Here is a 15363-nt window from a genome sequence, read left to right as displayed (position 1 = left end):
TGTAGTTCCGCCAGACCGCGCGAACAGGCGGTTTTGCATGGCCGGCGTCGCATGTATTATTCGCGGCTGTTCAGGTCGTAAAATATATTAATCATGCTGCCGACGATTCCTGATCTGCGCCAGTTGCGCTATTTCGTCACCGTCGCCGAGGAAAAGCACTTCGGGCGCGCGGCCGCGCGTTTGTCGATGACGCAGCCGCCACTGTCGCAGGCGATCCGCGCGCTCGAAGAGACGCTCGGCGTCGAGCTGTTCGCGCGCACCAAGCGCTCGGTGGAGCTGACCGCGGTCGGCGCCGATCTGCTGCCGGAGGTGCAGCGGCTGCTCGCGGCGGCGGAGGGTTTAAGGCCGCTTGCGCAGAGCCTCGCGCGCGGCGAGGCGGGCGTGCTGTCGCTCGCATTCGTGTCGACCGCGGACTACGGCCTGCTGCCGCTGCTGCTGCGCGATTTCGGCGCGCGGCATCCGCGCGTGCGGCTCGAGCTGACCGAGGCGACCAGCGACGTGCAGGTCGAGGAACTGGTGGCCGGGCGTATCGACGCGGGTCTGGTGATCGCGCCGCTGCCGTCGCGGCGTGCATCGCAGCTGTCGTGGCTGCCGATCGCGCGCGAGCCGCTCGTGATCGCGATGTCGACGGAGATGGCGCGAGGCTTGCAGGGCAGCGTAAACAAAAACGGCAAGGGCAAGCCAAATGAAGACCCCGCCGCCGAATGGCTCGACACGCCCGTCAGCCTGCGCGATCTCGGCGACGCGCCGCTCGTGATCTTCCCAAGACGTCTCGCGCCAGGCTTTTATGACATCATTATGGATTGCTACGGCGTCGCGGGCCTCGCGCCAAGGATCGGCCAGGAGGCGATCCAGATGCAGACCATCGTGAGTCTCGTGTCGGCCGGCATGGGCGTCGCACTGGTGCCGCAATCGTTGCGTAACCTGCGGCGCACGGGCGTCGTGTACCGGCCGTTGTCCGAGTCGGTGCCCGCGATCGAAACGGGGCTCGTCTGGCGTACCGACGAGGTCAGCCCGGTGCTGGCGGGCTTCATCGACATCGTGCGCGCGCATGCGGCGAGCGTGGCGTCGCGCGTCTAGATCCCGCTTCTGATCCCTGTAAAACTGCTTTCGAACCTGAACTGCCCATAACTACACGATGCTCATTCACCCGAATTTCGACCCTGTCGCCATCCATCTGGGGCCGCTCGCCGTGCGCTGGTATGGCTTGATGTACCTCGTCGCGTTCGTCGCGGCGATCGTGGTCGCCCGGCTGCGGCTGCGGCTGCCGTACGTCGCCGCGCAAGGCTGGACCGCGAAGGACATCGACGACATGCTGTTCTTCGGCGTGCTGGGCACGATCCTCGGCGGCCGGCTCGGCTATGTGTTGTTCTACAAGGCCAGCTTCTATTTCGCGCATCCGCTCGACATCTTCAAGGTGTGGGAAGGCGGTATGTCGTTTCACGGCGGCTTTCTCGGCGTCACCATTGCGATGATGCTGTTCGCGTATCAGCGCAAGCGCTCGTGGCTGCAGGTCACCGACTTCGTCGCGCCGATGGTGCCCACGGGCCTCGCGGCGGGGCGGCTCGGCAACTTCATCAACGGCGAGCTGTGGGGCCGCGTGACCGATCCGGCCGCGCCGTGGGCGATGCTGTTCCCCGGCGCCGCGCCCGACGACGCCAGCTGGCTCGCCGCGCATCCGCAATTGGCCGCGCAATGGCATCTGAACGAAGTGTTTGCGCAATATCACATGCTGCCGCGGCATCCGTCGGAGCTGTACGAGATCGCGCTCGAAGGCGTGGCGCTGTTTTTCGTGCTGATTTTCTTCTCGCGCAAGCCGAAGCCGCTCGGCGCGATCTCCGCAATGTTCCTGATCGGCTACGGCCTCGCGCGCTTCACGGTCGAATTCGCGCGCGAGCCGGACGATTTCCTCGGCCTGCTCGCGATGGGGCTGTCGATGGGTCAATGGCTGTCGTTGCCAATGATCCTCGCGGGCATCGGCCTGATGGTGTGGGCGTATCGCCGTGGGCGCCGCGAGCCGGCGCAGGCGGTTGGCGCGAACTGAGCCGCGCCCGGCCAGCGTAGCGAACGCTGCATGAAAAAACGCCACGGCATCGATGGATGCCGTGGCGTTTCTCTTTGAAGCGCCGGCGTTCGCGCGTGCGCGTCACTTCATCTGCACCGACCCCGACACGTTGACCGTCACCGTCGAGGTGCCGCCTTCGAGCGGCATCGGCGCGCTCTTCGCGTCGGCGCCCATCGCGCGTGCGCTCATCATCATCATCGGACGCGGCATCACGCCGCTGTGATTCACGTTGACCTCGCGGATCGAATAGCCGCTAAAGCCGAACGCCTGCGACGATGCCGCGGCCTGCTCGCGAAACGATTTGATCGCCTCGCCGCTGAGCCGCTGTTCGGCGGCGCGCTGCGCTTCCGGCGACAGCGAGAAACGCACGTTACCTACCTGCATGATCGATGCCATCTGTCCGGCGAGCTTCGATGCCGCGGCGAAGTCGCGCGATTCGAGCACGACTTCCGTGCGGCCGCGCCACGCCGAGATGCGTCCGTCGCGGTCCGTTGACGGGAAGATCGAGAACGCACCCGAGCGCGCGGTTACGCCGGCCACGCCGCGCGCCTTCTGCAATGCCGCGTCGGCGCGTTGGTTCAGCGTCGACGTCAACGCCGACGGCTCGCTCGCTTCCTGCTCGTAAAACAGCGTGATTTCGACTTCGTCCTGCGGGACTTCCGCGCTCGCCTGCGCATTCAGCGACAGCACGCCCGAGGGCTGCGGCATCATGGTCTGCGCGCGAGCGGGCGCCGGGTTCAGCGCGAGCGCCACAGGCGCGCCAAAGGCGAGCGCGAGTGCGAGGGCCCGTGCGGTTTTTGTCGTCATGGCTGGAATCCTTGTTTGAACAGGTTGTGCACGTTCGACGCGTGCGCCGCGTGATGACGCGATGGTGGCGCGCGGTTTGACGGATGCGCTGGCGAATGGATCGGGATGCCGTCGAACGGTTGGTTCGAACTCGCGCTTTCGTCGAGCGATTAGGCGCGTCTTACTGGCGCTTGGTTCCCCAATTAGTACTTCGCCGCCGCATCGGAAATGATGGCCCGGACGCGATCAGGACACGTGCCGCGTCGCGCATTTGCCCTTAAACCAGCTGTTTAGTGATGAAGCGCCATTCGGCGTCGGTCACCGGAGTGATCGACAGACGGTTGCCTTTGGCGAGCACGCGCATGTCCTGCAATTCGGCATGCTCGCGCAGCGCGGCCAGCGGAATCAGTGGGATTTTCTTCTTGAACACGACGTCGACGAGCATCCAGCGCGGCGTTTCCCGCGACGATTTCGCGTCGTAGTACGGACTCTTTTTATCGAACTGCGTCGGGTCCGGATACGCGGTCGACGAGACTTCCGCGATGCCCGCGATGCCGGGTTCCGGACAGCTCGAATGATAGAAGAGCACGCCGTCGCCGACCTGCATCACGTCGCGCATGAAGTTGCGCGCCTGATAATTGCGCACGCCGGTCCACGGCAAGGTGCGATGCGGTGCGTTGGCGAGGTCGTCGATGCTTGCTTCGTCCGGTTCGGACTTCATCAGCCAGTAGCGCATGAATCGGAGTGAGCGTGTGAGATTGAACGAGGCGCCAACAACAGGCGCGCGCGGAAAAGCACCTGAAACAGGCACACAAAAAGAAAAAACGACGACCAAAGAAAAACGGCATCGAACCGAAGTCCGATGCCGTTCCAGATAAGGTCCCCGCCTTAGCCGCTAGGCCGGCATCCTGAACCGAGGGTTCAGAATTGGTCGCAGTTAGCAACACTTCGGGTACATCAGACAGAGTGACGCGCACACCCGTGCTACAAATTTCCGCAACCGTGCACATGGCATTGGTTCAAGGAATATATGACCTTGGCGAACCAGGCAGGGAAGCTAAACCGATGAAGCTACAACACATACCGTTGAACATGTGACCGGTTCGAAACCGGCCCGCTATTGAGTCAACTACTGCTTACTGCATGCTGTACTGCTCAATCACAGTACCTAGCTGTTCGTTCATTTGCTGCATTGTACGCCGGATTTCTTCAGCAGGAAATGCTTCTCCGTGTCGCACGCTGCTTTGCAGCTTAAGCAGTTCCGATGCCAGCGACAGCGCCGCCATCACCGCGATGCGATCGGTGCCGCGCACGTTGCTGCCGCTGCGGATTTTCTTCATCTCCGCGTCGACGCGCGCGACCGCCTCGAGCAGCGCGCCTTCCGTTTCGGGCGAACAGGCGAGACGGTAGGGTACTTCGAGAATCGATACTTCGATCTGCTTGGTGGTCATGCGCTTTCTCCGTGTCGGCTCACGTCGCCTTCCGCTTCCTCGTGTTCGGGCTGGGCGGACTCGAGCAGATCGAGCTGGTTATCCGGTTCGCTGCTTGCGCGTGCGCGCGGCAATTTTTCGAGAATCGCATTCAGGCGCACCTGAGCGTCGTCGATCTTGGCGGACAGCGCGTCGCGTTCCGCTTGCAGTGCATCGCGCTCGGCACGCAATTGCGCGAGTTCGGTGTGCGTGGCTTGTACTTCGGCACGCGTTTGCGCGAGTTGCTCTTCGAGCGCGATCCGCGCTTCGTTGTGGCGCTTGCTGATCGCAATCAGCTTGCCGATGTTCTGGGAGAGTGATTCGAGTTCGGTGAGCATGTGCTGCGTCCTCTAAAGACATCGCATTTTAGCGCGGAATATTACAGGTTCCGACAATTGTCTCGTTTCGAGACGTAACAGCATCGCTTCATGCAGGTTCGTTGCGAGTCGTGTCGTCGACCATAAGATCAAAGACCGGCAATCCATCGGACAATAACCTGCATTCGACAGAACGGATCGCGCTCCGGTTGGCCTTTCTTGACGCCCCGCGAAGCCGCTCCTACACTTCCCGCACTCTGGTGCCCGCGCGCGCTTTTCGGCGCGCGCAGTTAAACGGGAAGCAGGGCGCGCGCGGTGCCAAACCGGATGCGCGAACCTGCGCTGCCCCCGCAACGGTAAACGACCGCATGTGATGTGCTCATGCAGGTCGGTCCTTGTCGCACGGTTGGAAGTTCAATCTGCGAGTGTGCCACTGCGCGTCACGCGTGGGAAGGCGGGATCGATGTGTCGTAGCCCGGATACCGGCCAGAAAAGAGGGACGTCCCCCGCGAAAACGTTAAACATGGGGGGACGCCTCGTGACGCGTCGGCCTGCGGGGAAGCAGGCCGTGCATGCTATCCACAGGAATGTCATCCCATGTTGTCCCCCATCGCCCGCGCGACGCTGCTCGCGTTCGCGAGCCTGCCGCTCGTCGCGCATGCGCAAAGCGCCGAGCCTGTGCCTTCATCGTCCGCTGCGGATGCAAGCACCGCGAACGCCCCAAACGTTGCGGATGCGGCCAATCCCGCTTCCGCCGATGCATCGGGCAACGTGCTCTCGCCGATCGTCGTGACCGCACAACGCGGAGCGCAAGCGTTGCGCGACGCGATCCCGCAGACCACGCAGTTCGATCAGCAGGACATCGCCGACACGACCGCGACCGATCTGCCCGGCCTGCTGCGACTCGCACCCGGCGCGCAAATCTCGCGCACGGGTGGCCCCGGTTCGACCACGAGCCTCTTTCTGCGCGGCGCGTCGTCGACACAATCGCTGCTGCTGATCGACGGCGTGCGCGTCGATTCGGTGAGTCTCGGCTCCTCTCAGCTCGCACAGATTCCGCTCGACCAGGTCGATCACGTCGAAGTCGTGAACGGCAACGTGTCGGCGCTGTACGGCTCGGGCGCGATCGGCGGTGTCGTGCAGGTGTTCACGAAAGACGGCGGCGATCATCCGCCGCGCTTCAATTTTTCGCTCGGCTACGGCAGCTATCACACGCAGACGCAAACGGCCGGCGTGAACGGCGCGCTCGATCAGGACGGTCGCACGACCTTCAACATCTCGCTCGCGCGCACGAAGAACGACGGCTTTTCGTCGCTCGATCCGCTCGAGGCGCCGGGCGCGAATCCGAACGCGAACGGCAATCTGAACGAGAGCATCAGCGCGTCGCTGCGCCACAAGTTCACCGACAAGTGGGATGCGGGTGTCAGCTACTTCCAGTCGAACAACAACAACAGCTACGACAATGCGTACGGCGTGCCAACCGATCTGAACAACCTCTATAGCAAGGTGCGTCAGGTGTCGGTGTTTGCGAACGGCAAGCTGACCGACTGGTGGACCACCCACTTCACGCTCGCCGAGGGCGACGACCGCAGCGTATCGAACACCAATGGCATCTACAACGACCGTTTCGATACCGACAATCGCCAGTACACGTGGCAGAACGATTTCGCGCTCGCCGCGAACCAGAAGCTGCAATTCGGCTACGAACATCTCGACCAGACTCTCGACTCCGACACGTTCGCCGCGCCCGACCGTCACGTCGATTCGGTCTTCGCCGGCTACAGCGCACGCTTCGGCCGCAACCAGATTCAGGCCAACGTACGCCGCGACCAGTACTCCGATTTCGGCGGAGCGAACAGTTACTATCTCGGCTACGGTTTCGACATCACGTCGCGCTGGAAGGTAACCGCAAGCTATTCCGATGCGTTCCGCGCGCCGAGCTTCGACGATCTGTACTATCCGATCAGCGGCAACCCGTCGATCCAGCCGGAGCGCAGTCACTCGGTCGAAGCCGGTTTGCAGTACGCGACCGACGCGCTCGGCGTGATGCGTCTGAACGCATTCCAGACGCGCTATACGAATCTGATCGACTACGTGCAGACGATCCCCGGCATCTATCTCGCGGAGAACGTCGGCCATGCGAAGGTGCAGGGACTCGAAGGATCGTGGAGCGGTCATGTCGGCAAGACCGACGTACGCGCGACATTGACGCTGCAGAACCCGGTCGATCTCGACAGCGGTACCGACCTCGTGCGACGCGCGCGACGCTTCGGGTCGTTCGCGGCGAATCGCAGCATCGGTGGATGGCGGGTTGGGGGCGAGTGGATCGTCAGCGGTCCGCGTCCAGACAGCACCGGCAAGCTCGGCGGTTATGGCATCGTGAATCTATCGGCGCGCTACAACATCACGAAGGCGTGGTACGTCAGCGCGCAAATCGACAATCTGTTCAACAAGGACTATGAGACGGCCTACTCGTATAACTCGCCGCGACGCGGTGCGTATGTCACGCTCGGCTGGCGGCAGCAGTGACGCGCGCGCCGGGTTGGCCGCATGCGTGAGCGCACGCGGATGAGTCGCGCGTCCGGTTCGCTGTCCGCCGCGATGGCAACGCCGCGCCCGATGAACGCGAAACGCGCGGCCGCGATCTGGCTCGGACTCGCGCTCGCCGCCGTCGCGCTGCTCGGCGCGTCGCTGGTGCTCGGCAGCGTGCCGCTCGCGCCGTCGCGCGTGCTTGCGGCGCTCGTGCCAACGCACACGTTCGGCGCCACGGGCAGCGACGATCTCGCCGGCGAAATCGTGCGCACGTTGCGATTGCCGCGCGCGCTCGCAGGCTTCGCGTGCGGCGCGTTGCTCGCGCTCGCCGGCGCGCTGCTTCAGGTGCTGCTGCGCAATCCGCTGGCCGAGCCGTACGTGCTCGGCGTGTCGGGCGGCGCGGCCAGCTTCGCGCTGGTCGCGATGATCGCGGGCGGCGCCTGGTGGATCGTCGATGCGAGCGCGTTCGCGGGTGCGTTCGTGTCGATCCTGCTGGTGCTCGGACTCGCGCGTCGCGAACTGTGGCGCGGCGAGCCGCAGGACACGTCGCCGCGTTTGCTGCTGACCGGCGCGGTGATCGCGGCCGGGTGGGGCGCGATGATCACGCTGCTGCTCAATCTCGCGCCCGATAGCCGTCTGCGCGGCATGCTGTTCTGGCTGACCGGCGACCTCAATGGCGGCGCGCTGCCGTGGACCGCGCTGATCGCGCTCGCGCTCGTGTTGCTCGCGATCGTGCCAGCCGCGCCGCGTCTGAACGTGCTGCTGCGCGGCGACGCAGCCGCGCAAGCGCTCGGCGTCGCGGTAATGCCACTGCGTTTGCGCGTGTACCTGGTCGCGTCGCTGGCGGCAGCCGCGGCGGTGACGACCGCGGGCACGATCGGCTTCGTCGGTCTCGTCGTGCCGCATATGCTGCGGCTCGCGTTCGGCAACGACCAGCGCATGCTGCTGCCGGCGGCTGCACTCGGCGGCGGCGTCGCGGTGATGGGCGCGGATCTGATCGCGCGGACCGTGATTGCGCCCGCGCAATTGCCGGTCGGCGTGATCACGTCGCTGGTCGGCGTGCCGGTGTTCCTGTGGATGCTGCTCAAACGCCGCCGATGATGCAAGCCGAACCCAGCCCCACCTCTTCGATGCTGAGCACGCAGCGCCTGACACTGCGCGCCGGCGCGCGCACCTTGCTCGACGCGTTCACGCACACCTTCAATGCGGGCGAAGTCTGGTGTATCGCCGGGCCGAACGGCGCGGGCAAGACCACCTTGCTGTCGACGCTGGCGGGCCTGTTGCATCCGGCGGCGGGCCATGTCGAACTCGATGGCGTGCGCGTGGCCGACTGGCAGCCGCTGCCGCTCGCACGGCGCCGCGCGCTGATGCCGCAAAGCGCGGCCGATGCGTTCAATGCCAGCGTGCTCGACATCGTGCTGCTGAATCGCTTCCCGCATCTGGGCGGTTGGGGCTGGGAGCGCGATGAAGATCGCGCGGCTGCACAGGCGGCGCTCGAATCGCTCGGCCTCGCGGGCTTTGCGGCGCGCGACGTGCTGTCGCTATCGGGCGGCGAGCGTCAGCGCGTCGCGCTCGCGGCAGTGCTGTGCCAGGACGCGCCGCTGTTGCTGCTCGACGAACCGTTGTCGCATCTCGACCTGCATCACCAGATCGACTGCCTCGAAGCGCTCGTTGCATGGACGCGCGAGCCGGGACGCAGCATAGCGCGCAGTGTGCTGTTCTCCTGCCATGACCTGAACCTCGCGCGCCGCTTCGCGACGCATGCGTTGCTGCTCGACGGCGCGGGCGGCGCGTATGCGGGCCCGGTGCGCGACGTGCTGACGCCCGCGTTGACGAGCCGCGCGTTCGGCTATCCGCTGATTCTGATTCGCGATGGCGAGCACGAGGCGCTGATTCCCGCGCCGCGCGCGCGTCATGAATCGCCTGCCGGTCATGAGGAAAAGTCAGGCTGACTATTAATCCCCTATACCTTGTTTCGATCACAACTATGACTCGCATCCCACTCCCGGCCGGTTTGCCCGAAGTCGCGCCGCTCGATCAGACGCTGCGCGCCGAGCTGCAACGGATCATCGATACGCGCACCAAACCGCCCGGCAGCCTCGGCCGGCTCGAAACGCTCGCGCGCCAGATGGGCCTGATCCAGCGCAGTACTCGTCCTAGCGTGCAGCGGCCCGCGATGATCGTGTTCGCGGGCGATCACGGTATCGCCGCCGAAGGCGTGAGCCCGTATCCGCAAGCGGTGACCGCGCAGATGGTCGCGAACTTCATCGCGGGCGGCGCGGCGATCAATGCGCTCAGCCGCGTCGCCGGTCTCGAACTCGAAGTGGTCAACGCGGGCATCGCGACGCCGCTGCCGTCCACCGACGGACTCGTCGATATTCCGGTCGGGCCCGGCACGCGCAACTTCGCGCACGAAGCCGCGATGACGCAGGCCGAAGCGCTCGCCGCGATGCAGGCAGGCGCCGCGCGCGTGCGTCATCACGCGGCGCTCGGCACTAACGTGATCGGCTTCGGCGAGATGGGCATCGCGAACACGTCGGCGGCCGCGTGTCTGATGAGCCGTCTGTGCGGCGTGCCGATCGACGACTGCGTCGGCCGTGGCACCGGTCTCGACAATGCCGGGCTCGCGAAGAAGCGCAACGTGCTCGCGGCGGCGCTCGCGCGTCATGCGGACGCCAGCGCGCCGCTCGACGTGCTCGCGACCTTCGGCGGCTTCGAAATCGCGATGATGACGGGCGCATTTCTGGCGGCCGCCGAGGCGCGCATGACGATTCTCGTGGATGGTTTCATCGCGACGTCGGCGCTGCTGGTCGCCGATGCGCTCTCGCCCGACGTGCGCGAGTACTGCGTGTTCGCGCATGCGTCGAACGAGGCCGGCCATCGGCGCATGCTCGATCATTTCGGCGCGCAGCCGCTGCTGTCGCTCGACATGCGGCTCGGCGAGGGCACGGGCGCCGCGCTCGCGGTGCCGCTGCTGCGCGCGGCGGCGGCTTTCTTCAACGAGATGGCCAGCTTCGATTCCGCGGGCGTCGCGGATCGCGAACCGTGACGCGCTCGAACCCACGCTTCGCGGCAACGCGAAGCTCGGCCCGCATCGCAGCGAACATGCACTCGAGACGTCCATGAACCCGCTCGCGGAACTGCGCTATTTCTTCACGGCGCTCGGTTACTTCACGCGTGTGCCGGTGCCGCGCTGGGTCGGCTACGAGCCGCATTATATGAACGCGGCGGCGCGCTATTTTCCGCTCGTCGGCGTGCTGGTCGGCGGCGTCAGCGCGCTCGTCTATCTGGCCGCGCTGCGCGTGTTTCCGGCGGGCGTCGCGGTGCTGCTGTCGATGGCCGCGTCGCTGCTCGTGACGGGCGCGTTCCACGAGGACGGTCTGGCCGATTGCGTCGATGCGTTCGGTGGCGCCTATACGCGCGACGATGCGTTGCGCATCATGCACGACTCGCGCATCGGTGCTTTCGGTGCCATCGCGCTCGTGATCGCGTTGGCGATCAAGTGGCAAACGCTCGCCGCGTTGCCGCCGCTTTCCGCCGCAAGTCTGATGGTTGCGGCGCATGGCGCGAGCCGCGCGTGCGCGATCAGTTATCTGGCCACGCTCGACTATGTGCGCGCCGCGGGCAAAGCCAAGCCGGTCGCGCAGCGTCTGAGCGGGCTGGCGCTGCTGTGCGCCGCGCTGTTCGGGCTGCCGTGGCTGCTGTGGCCGAACGGCCCCGGCGCGCCCGACTGGCGTTTCGCCGCGCTCACGTGTGTCGTGCTGTTGGCGCTGCGCTTCGCGATGGGCCGTTATTTCGTCAGACGCATCGGCGGCTATACCGGTGACTGTCTCGGCTTCGCGCAGCAAATCTTCGAATTGAGCATCTATCTGGTGGGGCTTGCATGGATATCGTCCTGATTCGACATCCCGCTGTCGCGCTCGAGGCGGGGGTTTGTTACGGCCATAGTGATGTCGCGTTGGCGGAAAGCGCCGAGGTCACGTCCAATGCGTTGGCGGTCAAGCTCGCGAGCTTGCAGGTGCCGGCGCCGCGCGTGCTGATCACGAGTCCGCTCACGCGCTGCGCCGCGCTCGCGAACGAGATCGCCAACGACTTCGGCTGCGTGGTCAGCCACGACGAGCGTCTGAAGGAGATGGACTTCGGCGAATGGGAAGCGCAGCGCTGGGATACGATCGATCGCGCCCAGCTCGACGACTGGGCCGCCAATTTCGAGCATGCGCGCGCGCATGGCGGCGAGAGCGTCGCGCAATTCGTCGCGCGTGTGCGAGCGTGGTTCGATGCGTTCGCGCTGACGCGCGAGCTGTCGCCCGCGTACGTGGTCACGCACGCGGGGGTGATGCGCGCGATCGCGTCGTGGGTGCTGGAGGTGCCGCTCGCGCGTTGCCTGCAGTGGTCGCTCGATATGCCCGGGATCGTCTGGTTGCGGCGTAACGACGAGACGCTGCAGTGGTCGCTGGTGCGATGGAATGCGTGACCCGCGTGGTCATGCGGAGAACTGAGCGTATTTTTTGCGCGACCCGCGGCGCGTCATGGCGCGGGTTTGTTTGCGCGCGAGCGCGCCAGTTCGAGGTCCTCGCACAGTTGCCGCGCGCCTTGCGCGATGCGCGGCGCGGGGCGATTGATCAGATCGCCGTCGATCGCAAACAGGTTGTCGTTCGCGACGGCCGCGAGACGCGGCCACGCGCGCCATGCGTCGAGTTGCGGCAGCGTCGTGTCGGGCTGCGTCGCGCCGGGCGCCGCCGTGACGATCGCCTGCGGATTCGCCGCGAGCACCGCTTCGGTCGATACGGTCGGCACGAGCGGCTGCAAGTCCGCGAACACGTTGCGGCCGCCGCATAGCGTGATCACGTCGCTGATCATGTGCTCGCCGTTGAGCGTCATCAGCGGCCGGTCCCATACCTGATAAAACACGCTGACTACGGGGCGATTCGCATACCGCGCGCGCAGGCGGCCGATGTCGTCGCGATAGGCGGCCGCCGCCGCGTCCGCGCTCGCGGAGGTGCCTAGCAGCCGGCCGAGCTTCGTCAGCGACACGGCGATATCGTCGAGACGGCGCGGCTCGCTGAAAAAGAGCGGCACGTGCAGCTCGCGCAAGCGCTCGAGCTGACGCTGCGCATTGCCATGCCGCCACACGACGATCAGATCCGGTTTCAGCGCGACGATGCGTTCGAGGTCGAGCGCCTTGTTGTCGCCGACGCGTGGCAGTTGTTTCGCTTCGGGCGGATAGTCGCTGTACGACACCGCGCCGACCATCTTCGGGCCGCCGCCCGCGGCGTACAGCAATTCGGTCACGTGCGGGGCGAGGCTGATCACGCGCTGCGCGGGCGCGGCGAGCATGACGGTCGCGCCGCTGTCGTCGGTGACGGTGATCGCGGCGTGCGCGCTCAGCGCAGTTAGAGCGAGCGCTGCGGCGCTGAACCAAGGGATGAAGTGGCGCGCGGGCGCGGCAAAGCGAGCGGAGCGAGTGAAGCGAGTGAAGCGGGTCATCGGGCGAGGGCGGATCACGAAGCGTTGAACGGCTGGGGTGCGAAGGACGGTGCGCTAACCCGAGCGCGCGGTATCGATCGAATCAACCGCCTGTTGAAGCAGTTGTTCGAAGCGGGTCCATTCGGCCTCATCGCCCGGCAGCCCGAAGCGCACGCTGGCCGATGGCACCCGGGGCGATGGCGGAAAAAGACGCGTCCACACGCCGCGCTGCGCGAGCGCTTCATGCAATGCGGCGGCGCGCGCATCGTCGGTCCATGCGAAAAGCGGCGTGCCGCGAGTCGCGAAACCGTGCGCATGCAACAGCCCGGCAAGCCGTGCGCTTTCGCCGATCAGCCGCTCACGCATCCGCGTTTGCCACGCGGCATCGGCGAACGCGGCGCTCACCGCATGACGCGCGGGACCGCTGACCGTCCACGCGCCCAATCTGTCGCGCAACGCGGCGAGCAAGGCGGGCGCGCCCAGTACGAAGCCGGCGCGCACACCCGCGAGCCCGAAGAACTTGCCGGGCGAGCGCAACACGACGAGCCCGTCCCGCTGCGTCTGCGCCGCCAGCGACGCGACGCGCGCGGCCGGCAGCGTATCGGCGAACGCCTCGTCGACCAGCAGCGTGCCGCCGCGTTCGCGCAGCTGCGCGTGCCAGTTCAGCAGCCTCGCGGCATCGAGATGCGTAGCCGTCGGATTGTTGGGATTGACGATCACGACATGCGTGAGCGCGGCGGGCAGCGTGTCGCGATGCACGTCGAGCGGCGCGACCTCGTGTCCGGCGCGCGCGAACGCGGGCCCGTACTCGCCGTAGGTCAGCGGCGCGATGCCGAGCGTCGCGCGCGGCAGCAACGCGGGCAGCGCGCGAATCGCCGCCTGGCTGCCGGCCACCGGCAGCACATGCGCGGCATCGGGTGCGCCGTAGTAGCGCGCGGCCCGCTCGGCGAAGCCGTCGCCTTCGTCGGGCAAACGACGCCACGCGTCGGCGGGCAGCGGCGGCACCGGATAGCCGTGCGGATTGATGCCGGTGGACAGATCGAGCCACTGTGCGTACGGAATGCCGTAGCGCGCCGCCGCTTCGTGCAGGTTACCGCCGTGTGCGATCGGATCGCCTGCGGCGTGTTCGCGCGCTTGTGTCCGCTCGGTCATGCGCTCATCCCATCGCTACGCGTGTCGTTTCGCTCAGCCATGAAACGGCACGCTCAACAAGGCCAGCACGATCAGTACGGCCAGCCACAGAATCACCGTGCGTTCGACCAGCATCAACGCGGCGCCCACATGACGCGCCTCGGCGCGATGCCCGAAGCCCAGCGTCGGCCGATGCTCGAGCGTGCCGTGATACACGGCGGGGCCGCCGATCAGCACGTTCAGGCTGCCGGCGCCGGACGCCATCACCGGTCCCGCGTTCGGGCTGTCCCAGCGGGGCGCCTGCTCGCGCCAGCAGCGCCATGCGGTCAGCGTGTCGCCGAGCAGCGCGTAGCTGGTGGCGGTCAGCCGCGCGGGAATCCAGTTCAGCACGTCGTCGATGCGCGCGGCGGCCCAGCCGAAGCGCAGAAAGCGCGGCGTGCGATAACCCCACATCGCGTCGAGCGTATTGGCGAGGCGAAAGCCCAGCGCGCCAGGCCCGCCCGCGAGCGCGAACCAGAACAGCGCGCCGAAGATCGCGTCGTTGCCGTTTTCGAGCGCCGATTCGACCGCGGCGCGCGCGAGCGCGGCTTCGTCGGACTGACTGGTGTCGCGCGACACGATCCGCGCGGTCAACTCCCGTGCGGTGGCGAGATCGTGCTGGCCGAGCGCCCTCGAGATCGGCGCGATGTGATCGCGCAGGCTGCGCGCGCCGAGCGCGAACCACAGCAGCGCGACATGCAGCGCGCAGGCCGCGAACAACGGCAGCACGGCGACCAGCCACCACGCGATCAGCACCGGCGGCAGCACCGCGAGCGCCCACGCGAGCAGCCCCTTGAGCCGCAGACGCCGGTCGTGATTGAAGCGCGCCTCGATGCGCGCAGCCCAGTTGCCGAAGCCGACCAGCGGATGCCGGCTGCTTGGCTCGCCGAACCAGCGATCGACGGCGACGCCCGCGACCGCGAGCGTCGCGATCAGCGGCATCGTCAGCGGCGGCATTACGCGCGGCTCGCGCTTTTCAGCGCGAGCGGCAGTCCCGCGACCATCAGCGTGGCCGCGCTGCTCAGTGCGGCGATGCGCTGATTGAGGCGGCCGAGTTCGTCGACGTAAAGACGGGTGGCTTCGCCGAGCGGCACGACCCCGAGCCCGATCTCGTTGCTGACGACGATGATCTTGCCGCGCGCGCCGGCGAGCGCCGCCTCGAACGCGGAGGCCTGCTCGTAGTAGTGCGACAGCGGCGGCGCGGCGCCGTCGGCGGGACACAGCAGGTTGGCGAGCCACAGCGTCAGGCAATCGATCAGCAGACACCGGCCCGGCGCGTCGTGTTGCGCGAGCGCGCCCGCGAGATCGTCGTCCGCTTCGACGAGCCCCCAATGCGCGGGCCGCCGCTCGCGATGATGCGCGATGCGCGCGTTGAATTCGGCGTCGTCGGTGACGCGGGCGGTGGCGATGTAGGTGACGGGGAGGGCGCTGTCGCTGGCGAGCCGCTCGGCATGCGCGCTCTTGCCCGAGCGGGCGCCGCCGAGGACGAAGGTGAGGTCGCGGGGAGTCATGCTCTGATTGTACCGGCGCGATGGGATAATGCCGCTCGATTCCATTG

General features: G+C 66.6%; 16 protein-coding genes, 1 other RNA gene and 1 riboswitch. Of the genes, 8 read left to right on the top strand and 9 right to left on the bottom strand.

What is annotated here, in order from left to right; genetic code table 11:
* Positions 1-93 precede the first annotated feature (93 nt).
* Positions 94-1080, top strand: coding sequence for a LysR family transcriptional regulator (locus G5S42_RS25740; protein ID WP_176109318.1), 987 nt, complete (start codon positions 94-96; stop codon positions 1078-1080).
* A gap of 58 nt (positions 1081-1138) precedes the next feature.
* On the top strand, positions 1139-2044 hold the full coding sequence (gene lgt, locus G5S42_RS25735; protein WP_176109317.1) for a prolipoprotein diacylglyceryl transferase: 906 nt from the start codon (positions 1139-1141) through the stop codon (positions 2042-2044).
* Between the two features lie 102 nt (positions 2045-2146).
* On the opposite strand, the gene G5S42_RS25730 is transcribed toward lgt, so the two are convergent.
* The 5 genes from G5S42_RS25730 to G5S42_RS25710 form a co-directional block, all read right to left on the bottom strand.
* Positions 2147-2872, bottom strand: a complete 726-nt coding sequence (locus tag G5S42_RS25730) for an SIMPL domain-containing protein (RefSeq protein ID WP_176109316.1) — start codon at positions 2870-2872, stop codon at positions 2147-2149.
* 256 nt (positions 2873-3128) lie between these two features.
* Positions 3129-3587: an EVE domain-containing protein gene (locus G5S42_RS25725; protein ID WP_176109315.1), complete on the bottom strand. Its 459-nt coding sequence runs from the start codon at positions 3585-3587 to the stop codon at positions 3129-3131.
* A gap of 140 nt (positions 3588-3727) precedes the next feature.
* Positions 3728-3909, bottom strand: a non-coding RNA gene (ssrS, locus tag G5S42_RS25720) — 6S RNA.
* A 78-nt stretch (positions 3910-3987) separates the two neighbouring features.
* Positions 3988-4302, bottom strand: a complete 315-nt coding sequence (locus tag G5S42_RS25715; RefSeq protein WP_013088698.1) for a cell division protein ZapA — start codon at positions 4300-4302, stop codon at positions 3988-3990.
* Positions 4299-4658, bottom strand: a complete 360-nt coding sequence (locus G5S42_RS25710) for an ATPase (protein WP_176109314.1) — start codon at positions 4656-4658, stop codon at positions 4299-4301. The genes G5S42_RS25715 and G5S42_RS25710 overlap by 4 nt, the downstream gene beginning before the upstream one ends.
* A 220-nt stretch (positions 4659-4878) precedes the next feature.
* A riboswitch (cobalamin riboswitch) is annotated at positions 4879-5142 on the top strand.
* A 92-nt stretch (positions 5143-5234) separates the two neighbouring features.
* Here G5S42_RS25710 and G5S42_RS25705 point away from each other — a divergent pair.
* The 6 genes from G5S42_RS25705 (at position 5235) to cobC (ending at position 11643) form a co-directional block, all read left to right on the top strand.
* Positions 5235-7166: a TonB-dependent receptor domain-containing protein gene (locus G5S42_RS25705; RefSeq protein ID WP_176109313.1), complete on the top strand. Its 1932-nt coding sequence runs from the start codon at positions 5235-5237 to the stop codon at positions 7164-7166.
* Positions 7167-7205: 39 nt separating this feature from the next.
* Positions 7206-8270, top strand: a complete 1065-nt coding sequence (locus G5S42_RS25700; protein ID WP_176109312.1) for a FecCD family ABC transporter permease — start codon at positions 7206-7208, stop codon at positions 8268-8270.
* On the top strand, positions 8267-9121 hold the full coding sequence (locus tag G5S42_RS25695) for an ABC transporter ATP-binding protein (RefSeq protein WP_176110638.1): 855 nt from the start codon (positions 8267-8269) through the stop codon (positions 9119-9121). The genes G5S42_RS25700 and G5S42_RS25695 overlap by 4 nt, the downstream gene beginning before the upstream one ends.
* A 35-nt stretch (positions 9122-9156) precedes the next feature.
* Positions 9157-10218: a nicotinate-nucleotide--dimethylbenzimidazole phosphoribosyltransferase gene (gene cobT, locus G5S42_RS25690; protein WP_176109311.1), complete on the top strand. Its 1062-nt coding sequence runs from the start codon at positions 9157-9159 to the stop codon at positions 10216-10218.
* Between the two features lie 73 nt (positions 10219-10291).
* Entirely contained in the window at positions 10292-11068 is a 777-nt protein-coding gene (locus tag G5S42_RS25685; protein ID WP_176109310.1) for an adenosylcobinamide-GDP ribazoletransferase, read from the top strand.
* Positions 11053-11643, top strand: coding sequence for an alpha-ribazole phosphatase (gene cobC / locus G5S42_RS25680; protein WP_176109309.1), 591 nt, complete (start codon positions 11053-11055; stop codon positions 11641-11643). Before G5S42_RS25685 ends, cobC begins: the two co-directional genes overlap by 16 nt.
* A 53-nt stretch (positions 11644-11696) precedes the next feature.
* On the opposite strand, the gene G5S42_RS25675 is transcribed toward cobC, so the two are convergent.
* From G5S42_RS25675 to cobU, 4 genes are read right to left on the bottom strand one after another with little or no spacing between them, the layout of a single operon-like run.
* Positions 11697-12656 (bottom strand): cobalamin-binding protein, encoded by a 960-nt coding sequence (locus G5S42_RS25675; protein WP_246392076.1) that lies wholly within the window; start codon positions 12654-12656, stop codon positions 11697-11699.
* A gap of 54 nt (positions 12657-12710) precedes the next feature.
* Complete coding sequence (gene cobD, locus G5S42_RS25670) at positions 12711-13787, bottom strand: threonine-phosphate decarboxylase CobD (protein ID WP_176109308.1); 1077 nt, start codon at positions 13785-13787, stop codon at positions 12711-12713.
* A 33-nt stretch (positions 13788-13820) separates the two neighbouring features.
* Complete coding sequence (gene cbiB / locus G5S42_RS25665) at positions 13821-14762, bottom strand: adenosylcobinamide-phosphate synthase CbiB (RefSeq protein WP_176109307.1); 942 nt, start codon at positions 14760-14762, stop codon at positions 13821-13823.
* The gene (cobU, locus tag G5S42_RS25660; protein WP_176109306.1) at positions 14762-15316 is read right to left on the bottom strand and encodes a bifunctional adenosylcobinamide kinase/adenosylcobinamide-phosphate guanylyltransferase; all 555 of its coding nucleotides are present in this window, start codon (positions 15314-15316) and stop codon (positions 14762-14764) included. The genes cbiB and cobU overlap by 1 nt, the downstream gene beginning before the upstream one ends.
* Between the last annotated feature and the right edge of the window lie 47 nt (positions 15317-15363).

Source organism: Paraburkholderia youngii (assembly GCF_013366925.1).
Lineage (GTDB): Bacteria > Pseudomonadota > Gammaproteobacteria > Burkholderiales > Burkholderiaceae > Paraburkholderia > Paraburkholderia youngii.
The sequence above is the reverse complement of the archived record's forward strand: the minus strand, read 5'-3'. Positions and strand labels throughout refer to the sequence as shown.